The following is a 246-nucleotide window of genomic DNA, read 5'->3' on the forward strand; positions in this document are numbered from 1 at the left end:
CCTCCCGCAGCTGGCGGTAACGCTTACGATAAAGGCGGCGCATGGCGGCAAGATGTCGTGCATAGTGGCCTTCCTCAATAAACAGCGCCAGGGTGCGCTGTTCAGCGCGATGCCCGCCGCGCAGCAGCGAGCCGATGGCCGGACGCGCCGCCTTCGCCAGCGCTGGCGGTAACACCATGAACCCCAACCGGAGCGATGGAAACAGCGTTTTGCTGAACGTCCCCAGATACACAACGGGCGCATTGT

At 63.4% G+C, this 246-nt stretch carries 1 pseudogene; it reads right to left on the bottom strand.

Annotated elements, in window-relative coordinates:
* Positions 1-246, bottom strand: a pseudogene (locus tag RTW80_RS30340) (PLP-dependent aminotransferase family protein); the annotation flags it as partial.

This window comes from Escherichia sp. AM3 (genome assembly GCF_032029835.1).
Classification (GTDB): domain Bacteria; phylum Pseudomonadota; class Gammaproteobacteria; order Enterobacterales; family Enterobacteriaceae; genus Escherichia; species Escherichia coli.